We start from the raw sequence: 10,763 nt of genomic DNA, 5'->3' as shown, positions 1-10,763 counted from the left end.
AGGCATACTCGTCAGCGCACAAAACCAAGACGCCGGCGGCAAAGTGCTGGATATGGACGATGCCATAGCACAGATTGAACAAGCACTCTCCCTCGCCAAAAGCCTGAACAAAGCCGCCCAAACCGCCAACAACCACCACACCGATGAAGAAACCCAAAGGGGTCGTCTGAAAGACGCCCTCAAAGACCTGAAAGAGGCCGGTTTGATCCAAACCGCCCCCGCCGGCATCGCCACCGCAACCCAACAAAGCCAACTGCACACTGCCAATGAAAACATCCACCTCGTCAGCGGCAACCATACCGACATCACCGCCGGCCAAAGCCTGACCGCCCATGCTGTAGAGAGCCTCAACCTGTTTGCCCAAAGCAGCGGCATCAAGGTGCAGGCGAATCAGGGCAAAGTGGAAGTGCAGGCACAGAATGACGAGCTGCAGCTGAATGCGCTGAAGGATGCGGTGCTGACCAGCAGCGCAGGGAAAATCACCATTGCGGCGAAGGAAGAGATCCTGATTACCTGCAAAGGGGCGTATATCAAGCTGAGCAACGGGGAAGTGGAGATTGGGAGTCCGAAGCTGGTGCGAGTGAAGGCGCCGTTGGAGGTGACGGGGCCTAAACAGATTTATACCTTTTTACCAATATTTCAAGAAATCTGTGAGCAACAGTTTCATTTTGTCGATGATTATGGGGTACCATATTCAAATATCCCTTACATGGTTAGATACGAAGATGGCAGAATCATGTATGGGAAGACTGATAAAAACGGATTTACCGAAGTTTTCATTACAGAAAAAGAGGAACAGCTTGTGGTTCATCTTTTACAAAATTTCTAAGGAAGTTATTATGAGTAAAATTAAAAGATATGTTTATATAGAAGTTCAAACTTCTCTTTTTATTGGACAAAACAAAAATCTAGTCGAATATCGTTTTACTTCCTATAGTAAAAGAAAGAGAAAATCTTTTTTATTTGAATATTCGCAAAATCAAAAGTTTAGTAAACAATCAGGGAAGAGTTTTATTACGAATATAATTCCGATAGAGTTCGATGAACCTTCCGATATTACGGAAACAGGAGTTACCTTCGAGTTTTTTTATAATGGAGGAATCGTTCATACTCACACACACTGTCCATTATTTACTTCAAAGCCCAATAAGCCACATATCATTAAACTAAAACAGTCTGAAGTTCAGACAATAAAAAAATGGGAAGAGCAACAAAGAAAAGAGGTAATTATCCCTGTAAGAAGTCGAAAACTTACAGAAAACGAACGGAAAATACTACGACAAATTTTTACTAATCCATTGTATCCATTGGATATGGATAAAATTGTGCTCTTTGAACGGAATTTTTACTTTGTCGAAGATAATGCAGTTACACCATTTGGAAACATTTATTTTCCACCTGCTCCAAATCTGAACAATAAAATGATTGATGGAACCTATCATCCTTATTATATGGATGATTTTACTCAGAGAAGTAAAGATGGCAAACTCGCACCTAATCCATCATTGTTAGTACATGAGGTAACTCATGCATGGCAATATCATTATGCGGGAAAAATGTTTAGCGCAGTAGCATTAGGGTGTCAAGCAATGAAAAAAGTATATGATCCTTATGTCTACACGTTATCTGAAAAGTATGCTCCTAGACCACGAGTTTTACGATCGTTAAAACTTTTAAGAAGTACAGGAAGCCTTCCAGCCCCTTTATTTCTGGATGGTACTGAATATAATCCTGAAGCCTTGGCTACTGTTGTAGAGGATTATTATTATCGATTTCTAAGGTATGATGCTAAAGGCAATAAAATACCTGATATGGGAACAAGGCACTCTATTAATAAACACAATAACAGTAAGAATATTACTGATTACATCATGGTATTACGAGGGTATGTTTTAGCTTAAAAATTTTGAGGCTGTAACTAAATCAGCCTCGAATTACACACTAACCCTGTAGAATATCAAGCTGTTGGGATAGTGTGCCGAGGTTACATCAAAATTTACATTTTATGGAGAATATTGGAAAAGATTTCGAGTAGATTTTGTTGTAGCTGTATAAGACGCAGGTTGCCTGATTTCAAAAAATTTTGATGTTGTTGATAGGTTTATAACGATCAGCGGATTCATACAGGATGATTGATACAAGAATATTAAACTTAGGCACATTCAACATTTTGCAAACAATTGGATTGTCGTGCCTGTCAAAAATAATAGAATAACTATCTCTATATTTTTTAGGATGGCATACCTGCTAATCTAGTAAAGTTCCAAGACTTGGTCATGAGAAACGTAAAACTAAATTTAGAAAAATTCATTTATTTGATTTTCCCAAAAATCGTAATCGCATCTATTGTGATATTTCTTTTTTATGTTTGTTTTTCTGCAGTGCATGAGAAAAAAACAGTTAAGTTAGATGCTTTGTTTGATACACAAAATAATGTAATTATTTTCTCACCAGAGTTGGAAGATGACGATTATATTTGGGAAGTCCTTTTAGGGATTTCCCAAAATGGAGAATATATTAGTGAATACAATGTAAATATCCGTTGCTATCATAAAGTAGAAGGTAACTTTAAAGAGGAATGCTTGAAAGCCTCTATAGAACAGCAGCCTACAAGTAAAGAAAAAGTTATTCTTGTGGGAGAAAATGCAATTCTTATTCCGAAACCACTGCTGGAAAAAGGTACGTTTTCTATAGCTGTTAGGACCTCGAAATATGAAAAGATGTCTTCATCAATGTGGTTCTGTGTTAAAAATGGAGAGTTAATTATTGAAAACAGCATTACCGAAACAAACCAAAAGTTTACGAAAAATTGTCTTCCTGTGACCAATAAACCTAGTAGTAATAATCATCAATAAAAAAGAGTCAATGTAGCTTGACAAGAGGCATAGATTGATTCGAAAGTCCAACATTTATAAAGGTCGTCTGAAAAGTTCAAAATCCTTTTCAGACGACCTTTGCTTTGTATCCGTTACAATATCTGTTTTAAACCCTGCGTACCTGTTCCATGAAAACTCTGTTTCGCTCATTTCCTGCCACTGTTTTGCTTGCGCTGTTGCCTTTGGGCTTCTTGGCGGTGATGGTGGTTGCGCCATTGGTGGCGATGGCGGCTTATGACGGGTCGGCTTGGTCGTTGGTGGTGACTGACGATTATATGCAGCATCGCTTGGTTTGGACGGTGGTTCAGGCGGGGGTCACTTGTGTGCTGGTTTTGCTGCTCGGTATTCCGGTGGGGTGGTCGTTGGCGAGGTTGTCGTTTCGCGGGCGTGAGATGATTTTGCGGCTTTTGATGCTGCCGTTTGTGATGCCGACTTTGGTGGTCGGGGTGGGTGTGTTGGCTTTGTTCGGGGCAAACGGTGTGTTGTGGGCGGGCTGGCAGGATACGCCGTATTTGTTGCTTTACGGCAATGTGTTTTTCAACTTGCCTGTGTTGGTGCGCGCGGCGTATCAGGGTTTTTTGCAGGTGCCGCAGGCGAGGCTGCAGTCGGCGCAGACGCTGGGTGCGGGGGCTTGGCAGCGGTTTTGTTTTGTGGAATGGCCGGTGTTGCGCCCTTGGCTGGCGGGTGGGGCTTGTTTGGTATTTTTGTATTGTTTTTCGGGTTTCGGACTGGCTTTGTTGCTCGGCGGCAGCCGTTATGCGACGGTCGAGGTGGAGATTTATCAGTTGGTGATGTATGAGCTGGATATGGCTCAGGCGTCGGTTTTGGTGTGGATGGTGTTGGGTGTGACGGCATTGGCGGGGCTGCTGTATGCGTATTTGAGCCGGCAAACGGCTTCTGATAAGGCGGTCCGTGCGTTGCTGCCCCATCGCCCGCAATCTTTGGGCGAACGTGTTTTGCTGGGTTTTTCTTTAATGGTGTTGCTGCTGTGTTGCCTGTTGCCTTTGGCGGCGGTGGTTTTTCTGGCGGTATCGGCAGGCGGGTCTTGGGGTGTGTTGTTGGAACAGGAAACCTTGGCGGCGGGATGGAATACGCTGCGGTTTTCGGGAATGGCGGTTTTGACGGCGGTTGTACTGGGGGTGATGTATGCGGCGGTTGCGCGACGGGTGGCGTGGGTGCGCGGTTTGGTGTTCTTGCCGTTTATGGTTTCGCCTGTCTGCATTGCCGCCGGTATATTGCTGCTTTATCCGCAATGGACGGCATCGCTGCCTTTGTTGGTCGCCACTTATGCGCTGTTGGCGTATCCGTTTGTGGCAAAAGATGTGCTGGCGGCTTGGGACGATTTGCCTGAAGATTATGTGTCGGCTGCGCGCGGTATGGGGGCAAATGCTTTTCAGACGACCTTGTATGTGACAGCCCCTTTATTGAAACCTGCTTTGCGACGCGGTCTGACTTTGGCGGCGGCAACCTGTATCGGCGAATTTGCCGCCACGCTGTTTTTGTCGCGTCCGGAATGGCAGACGCTGACCACTTTGATTTATTCGTATCTGGGCAGGGCAGGGGAGGACAATTATGCGCGGGCAATGGTGTTGACGACGGTTTTGATGCTGTTGTCGCTGATGGTGTTTTTGCTGTTGGACGAACGTGAAAAGACTTGATGCCTGCTTTTGAAATGTAGCATGATGTTTATAGAGGTCGTCTGAAAACATTTCAGACGACCTCAAATCCATTTAGATTGTCAGCAATTCCATTCAAAAATATAGTGGCTTAACTTTAAACCAGTACGGCGTTACCTCGCCTTAGCTCAAAGAAAACGATTCTCTAAGGTGCTGAAGCACCAAGTGAATCGGTGCCGTACTATCTGTACTGTCTGCGGCTTCGGCGCCTTGTCCTGATTTAAAGTTAATCCACTATAAAAAGATGCGCGGCGAAACCATGCCCCGACATTTTTATTTTCATTCGCTATCCTTTACAATACCTTCCTTTATCTTTCATTCCAGCTTCCTTATGAACGAACACGTTTCCGTCCCATCCTCTGTCGGCGAAGACTACCTGCTCTTAGGTCAATACGCCGAACGCGCCTATCTCGAATACGCTATGAGCGTGGTCAAAGGCCGCGCGCTGCCTGAAGTTTCAGACGGCCAGAAGCCCGTGCAGCGGCGCATTTTGTTTGCCATGCGCGATATGGGTTTGACGGCGGGGGCGAAGCCGGTGAAATCGGCGCGCGTGGTCGGCGAGATTTTGGGTAAATACCACCCGCACGGCGACAGTTCCGCCTATGAAGCGATGGTGCGTATGGCGCAGGATTTTACCTTGCGCTACCCCTTAATCGACGGCATCGGCAACTTCGGTTCGCGCGACGGCGACGGGGCGGCGGCGATGCGTTACACCGAAGCGCGGCTGACGCCGATTGCGGAATTGCTGTTGTCCGAAATCAATCAGGGGACGGTGGATTTCGTGCCGAACTACGACGGCGCGTTTGACGAGCCGTTGCACCTGCCAGCTCGTCTGCCTATGGTCTTGCTCAACGGCGCGTCAGGCATTGCGGTGGGCATGGCGACCGAGATTCCGTCGCACAATTTGAACGAAGTCACGCAGGCGGCGATTGCGCTGTTGAAGAAACCGACGCTGGAAACTGCCGACCTGATGCAGTACATCCCCGCACCTGATTTTGCCGGCGGCGGTCAAATCATCACGCCGGCAGACGAATTGCGCCGGATTTACGAAACCGGCAAAGGCAGCGTGCGCGTGCGTGCGCGTTACGAAATCGAGAAACTGGCGCGCGGGCAATGGCGCGTCATCGTAACCGAGCTGCCGCCGAACGCCAATTCTGCCAAAATCCTTGCCGAAATCGAAGAACAAACCAACCCGAAACCAAAAGCGGGCAAAAAGCAGCTCAACCAAGACCAGCTCAATACCAAAAAGCTGATGCTGGATTTAATCGACCGCGTGCGCGACGAGTCCGACGGCGAGCATCCCGTGCGCCTGGTGTTCGAACCAAAATCCAGCCGAATCGATACGGATACCTTCATCAACACGCTGATGGCGCAGACTTCGCTGGAAGGCAACGTGTCGATGAACTTGGTGATGATGGGGCTGGACAACCGCCCCGCGCAGAAAAACCTGAAAACGATTTTGCAGGAATGGCTGGATTTCCGTGTCGTGACTGTAACACGTCGTCTGAAATTCCGTTTGAACCAAGTGGAAAAACGGCTGCACATCCTTGAAGGCCGTCTGAAAGTCTTTCTGCACATTGATGAAGTGATTAAAGTCATCCGCGAATCAGACGACCCGAAAGCCGATTTGATGGCGGCATTCGGGCTGACCGAAATTCAAGCCGAAGACATTTTGGAAATCCGCCTGCGTCAGTTGGCGCGTTTGGAAGGTTTCAAACTCGAAAAAGAATTGAACGAATTGCGCGAAGAACAAGGTCGTCTGAATATCCTTTTGGGCGATGAAAACGAAAAACGCAAGCTGATTATCAAAGAGATGCAGGCGGACATGAAGCAGTTCGGCGACGCGCGCCGCACGCTGGTGGAAGAAGCCGGACGCGCGGTGCTGACACAGACCACCGCCGACGAACCCATCACGCTGATTCTGTCGGAAAAAGGCTGGATACGCAGCCGTGCCGGACACAACCTCGATTTGAGCCAGACCGCGTTCAAAGAAGGCGACCGCCTCAAGCAAACCCTTGAAGGCCGCACCGTTTTGCCCGTCGTCATCCTTGATTCATTGGGCAGAACCTACACGCTCGATGCCGCCGAAATCCCCGGCGGGCGCGGCGACGGCGTGCCGGTTTCATCGTTAATCGAGCTGCAAAACGGCGCCAAACCCGTCGCCATGCTCACCGGTCAGCCCGAACAGCACTACCTGCTTTCAGGCAGCGGCGGCTACGGCTTCATCGCCAAGCTGGGCGACATGGTCGGGCGCGTGAAAGCGGGCAAAGTGGTGATGACCGTGGACAGCGGCGAAACCGTCCTGCCGCCGATTGCGGTTTATGCCTCTTCGCTCATCAACCCCGACTGCAAAATCGTACTGGCCAGCAGCGACCACCGCCTCTTGGCGTTTTCCATCGGCGAACTCAAAGTCATGCCCAAAGGGCGCGGTTTGCAGTTGATGTCACTGACCGACGGTGCATCACTGGAACACGTCCTCGTAACCACGGCTGCGGAATTCATCGTTGAAACCGTCGGCAAGCGTGGTGCGGCGCATCAGGAAAAATTGCGCATTTGCGACATCGAGGGCAAACGCGGCAAAAAAGGGAAGGTTTTGGACATCTCAGGTCGTCTGAAAACCTTGTCCGCAGCTTCCGAATAAGCAACAGAGGAAACGATAACACATTGAAAACCTAGAAAACACGGTCGTTTTATGTTATGCTGACAAAATTAAAAAAATATTTACGACCGTCTGCGGAAATATTGCAGAACGATTTCAAAAACAGGTACTAGGTACTAATAATGATAAAAATAAACAAAAAGGGTTGCGGATATGAGTAAGTCCGGCTTTCAGGAACTGGGAAACCTGAGCGAGCGGATACCCGGTTTAATCAATATTGCCCGCATTGCCATCGTGCTGCCGCTGTTGGTTATGCATGCTTTCGGCGTTTACAGCAATGGCACCCATATCGGCATGTCATTCCCTCCCGTCGAATTTTACAGCTGGGCAGCGCTGTATTCTTTCCTCATCTTGTTATCCGTCGCCCGTCCGGACTGGCAATGGCAGACTTTGGATTTGCCCAATGCCAGCGCAGTCGTCGATATTTCGATGATGATGATACTGGTGTATATCGCCGGTGGAGTCGATTCGGGCTTCGGCATCCTTGTCCTTCCTTTCGTCGCGACGTCCTGCCTCCTCAGCTACGGGCATTATCCCATGCTGTACGCAGGCTACGCGTCCATGCTGTTCTTCTTCAATCTGCTGCTTGACGGCAGCATCCGCCTGCATCCGTTTGATTGGGATACGCAGCCCCTGATTACTACGGTCCTGCTCTGCGGCGCGTGTTACCTCGTTGCCATGCTGACTTCGTTCGCCGCCCGCTATTTGGAGCAAGCGACCGAATCTGCCAGCCGCCATCAGCTTGCCTACCGCCGCATCAGCGGGTTGAACCGCCTCGTTCTCAACCGCGTGCAGGAAGCCGTTATCGTTATCGACAGCACCCAGCGCGTCTGGCTTTTCAACAAACAGGCAAAAACCTATTTCCCCGGTTTGGTGGTTGACCAGCAGGAAGTCGTGTTCGGCGAATTGGTTACACGCTGGCAATATCATCCCGACAAACCGTTTGAAACCGATATCCACATCTTCCAACACGCCATGCACGTCCGCGCCGTCCCGCTGATTCAGGAACAGACGGAACTGCTCATGCTGTATGTCCGTTCGCTGCGCGAAGTCGCAGCAGAGGCCATGTCCACCAAGCTCACCTCGCTCGGACAGCTTACCGCGAACCTCGCCCACGAAATCCGCAATCCGATGTCCGCCATCCGTCATGCCAGCGATTTGCTGCAAGAAAGTGATGACGATGCCGAACCCGATCCCGTTAAAGCCAAGCTTTGCGGCATCATCGACAGCAACATCCAGCGCATCGACAAAATGTTGGAAGACATCTCCCTGCTCAACAAACGCGACAATATCAGCCGCGAGCCGATCAACCTGATGAAATTCTGGCTCGACTTCAAACAAGAGTTTACGCTCAACAATTCCGAAGCCATCGGCTGCCTGCGCATGAATATGGACGGCAATAACCTTACCGTCCTCGCTGATGTGATGCACATCCAGCAAATCATGTGGAACCTCTGCAATAACGCGTGGCGGCACAGCCGTCAGGATGAGAATGCGATTACCGTCCTGATCCGCCCCAGCGGCAGGATGCACATTTCCATCGTCGTTGCCGATAACGGCAAAGGCATTTCGCCCGAAGTCCGCAACCATCTCTTCGAGCCGTTCTACACCACTGAAAAACAGGGTACGGGATTGGGATTGTACGTTGCCCGCGAACTGGCGCACGCCAATATGGGCCAACTCCATTACCACCCCGAAATGAATGGATTCGAACTGATTTTACCGAGAGAACACAATGAGTAAGCTGCAAGACCCAGTATTGGTCGTCGACGACGAGGCCGACATCCGTGACTTGATGGAAATGACGCTGATGAAGATGGGGCTGCGCGTGCAGACCGCCGTCGGCGTAGAAGATGCCAAAGACAAGCTCGACAACAACGACTATTCCCTCGTCTTGACCGATATGCGGATGCCCGACGGCTCCGGCCTCGAAGTCGTCCAATACATAGACGAACTCATGCTCGACACCCCTGTCGCCGTCATTACCGCTTTCGGTAATGCCGACCAGGCGGTCGAAGCCCTTAATGCGGGTGCGTTCGACTACCTGCAAAAGCCGATTACCCTTTCCCAACTGCGTTCGCTGGTTAAATCCGCCGTTTCTGTTTCCAACAGCACCGACGAAATTGCCCAGCCGCCAACCGAAAAACCGTCCGCGCCCGTCGCTGCCGCATTCAACAAGCCTAAAACTCCACCCAAGCCGCCTAAACGCGACTTGAGCGGTTCTGTCTCCGTGCCCGAAAGCCTGCGTTCCATGAAAGAACGCTTTGCCACCGGCGAGATCGCCATGCGTGCGAACGAAGACGTGCCCGAATTAGGCGGCGAAGAAGATATGCCGCGGCTGCTCGGCAGTTCGCCCCAAATGGTCGAAGTCCGCCACCTGATCCGCCGCCTCGCCCGCAGCGGCGTGCCCGTTTATATTTCCGGCGAATCGGGTACTGGTAAAGAACAGGCTGCGCGTACCATCCACGAATTGTCCGATCGCGCCGACAAGCCTTTTATCGCGGTCAACTGTGGCGCGATTCCTGAAAACCTGATGGAAAGCGAATTCTTCGGCTATAAAAAAGGCAGCTTTACCGGCGCCGACCAAGACCGTCTCGGCTTCTTCCAACACGCCGACGGCGGAACGCTGTTCCTCGACGAAGTTGCCGACTTGCCGCTTGCCATGCAGGTCAAACTCCTGCGCGCCATCCAAGAAAAAGCTGTGCGCCGCATCGGTGATGCCCGCGAAACTTTCGTCGATGTCCGCATCATCTGCGCCACCCACAAAAACCTCGAAGCCCTTGTTGACAGCGGTGCATTCCGTCAAGACTTATATTACCGCCTCAACGTCGTTACCCTGCACATGCCGCCCCTGCGCGAAATGCGTGAAGACTTGGGCGCGCTGATTCTGTACTTGCTCTACAAACACCGCCACGGTACGCAAACCTACAAACTCAGCCCCAAAGCGCAAGAAGCCCTGCTGCATTACAGCTATCCCGGCAACTTCCGCGAACTCGAAAACATCCTCGAACGCGCCGTCGCCCTGACTGTCGGACAAGTTATCCAGCTGGATGATTTGCAAATCCAAAACACGACGACGCCCAAAAACGACCATCCAAACCTCAGTCTTGACGACATCGCCGATTCCGAAACACGAAAAGGCGAAACTTTGGATCACCAGCCGCTTCCGCCGTTTGACCCGCGCACCATGCAGATTCAAGATTACCTTGACCAAATCGAGCGCGGCATTATCGAACAGGCGTTGCAGCAAACCCGTTACAACCGCACTCAAGCAGCCAAGCTTTTAGGCATCAGCTTCCGCTCCATGCGCTACCGTATGGAACGTTTGGACATCAATTAAGTTTGCATTTGTATTGTCTGAACGGTTAGGAAGCAAGCCCCGAATATGTGCTTCAAATCTCAAACCGCGTATCTGCGATTAAGTCGGATACGCGGTTTTTGATGATTATTATGCTCAGAGGTCGTCTGAAAATTTTCAGACGACCTCCCTGTTTTAGGAGATTTGTGGATAAATACGGTTGAATATAGTGGATTAAATTTAAATCAGGACAA

Annotated in this window: 7 protein-coding genes; all 7 read left to right on the top strand. The window is 49.8% G+C overall.

What is annotated here, in order from left to right; genetic code table 11:
• On the top strand, positions 1 to 829 hold an 829-nt coding region (locus HMPREF3277_RS03515; RefSeq protein WP_141765177.1), incomplete at its 5' end, for a DUF2345 domain-containing protein.
• Between the two features lie 10 nt (positions 830 to 839).
• Positions 840 to 1,901: a hypothetical protein gene (locus tag HMPREF3277_RS03510; protein ID WP_070870058.1), complete on the top strand. Its 1,062-nt coding sequence runs from the start codon at positions 840 to 842 to the stop codon at positions 1,899 to 1,901.
• 375 nt (positions 1,902 to 2,276) lie between these two features.
• Complete coding sequence (locus HMPREF3277_RS03505; RefSeq protein WP_070870057.1) at positions 2,277 to 2,855, top strand: hypothetical protein; 579 nt, start codon at positions 2,277 to 2,279, stop codon at positions 2,853 to 2,855.
• Positions 2,856 to 3,004: 149 nt separating this feature from the next.
• Complete coding sequence (locus HMPREF3277_RS03500) at positions 3,005 to 4,534, top strand: ABC transporter permease (RefSeq protein ID WP_070870056.1); 1,530 nt, start codon at positions 3,005 to 3,007, stop codon at positions 4,532 to 4,534.
• A 349-nt stretch (positions 4,535 to 4,883) separates the two neighbouring features.
• Positions 4,884 to 7,193 carry a DNA topoisomerase IV subunit A gene (gene parC / locus HMPREF3277_RS03495; protein ID WP_070870055.1) on the top strand — a complete coding sequence of 770 codons (2,310 nt, stop codon included), beginning with the start codon at positions 4,884 to 4,886 and terminating at the stop codon, positions 7,191 to 7,193.
• 171 nt (positions 7,194 to 7,364) lie between these two features.
• A complete protein-coding gene (locus tag HMPREF3277_RS03490) occupies positions 7,365 to 8,954 on the top strand; it encodes a sensor histidine kinase (protein WP_003765319.1) in 1,590 nt (529 codons plus the stop codon).
• On the top strand, positions 8,947 to 10,551 hold the full coding sequence (locus tag HMPREF3277_RS03485) for a sigma-54-dependent transcriptional regulator (protein WP_003765325.1): 1,605 nt from the start codon (positions 8,947 to 8,949) through the stop codon (positions 10,549 to 10,551). The genes HMPREF3277_RS03490 and HMPREF3277_RS03485 overlap by 8 nt, the downstream gene beginning before the upstream one ends.
• The last annotated feature ends 212 nt before the right edge of the window (positions 10,552 to 10,763 follow it).

It is taken from the genome of Neisseria sp. HMSC70E02 (genome assembly GCF_001838645.1).
In the GTDB taxonomy this organism is placed as follows: domain Bacteria; phylum Pseudomonadota; class Gammaproteobacteria; order Burkholderiales; family Neisseriaceae; genus Neisseria; species Neisseria macacae.
The sequence above is the reverse complement of the archived record's forward strand: the minus strand, read 5'-3'. Positions and strand labels throughout refer to the sequence as shown.

Bases quoted from the DNA above. Each gene is read 5' to 3' on its own strand.
- HMPREF3277_RS03505 (WP_070870057.1), top strand. From the start codon at position 2,277: ATGAGAAACGTAAAACTAAATTTAGAAAAATTCATTTATTTGATTTTC.
- HMPREF3277_RS03490 (WP_003765319.1), top strand. From the start codon at position 7,365: ATGAGTAAGTCCGGCTTTCAGGAACTGGGAAACCTGAGCGAGCGGATA.
- HMPREF3277_RS03485 (WP_003765325.1), top strand. From the start codon at position 8,947: ATGAGTAAGCTGCAAGACCCAGTATTGGTCGTCGACGACGAGGCCGAC.
- HMPREF3277_RS03500 (WP_070870056.1), top strand. From the start codon at position 3,005: ATGAAAACTCTGTTTCGCTCATTTCCTGCCACTGTTTTGCTTGCGCTG.
- parC (WP_070870055.1), top strand. From the start codon at position 4,884: ATGAACGAACACGTTTCCGTCCCATCCTCTGTCGGCGAAGACTACCTG.
- HMPREF3277_RS03510 (WP_070870058.1), top strand. From the start codon at position 840: ATGAGTAAAATTAAAAGATATGTTTATATAGAAGTTCAAACTTCTCTT.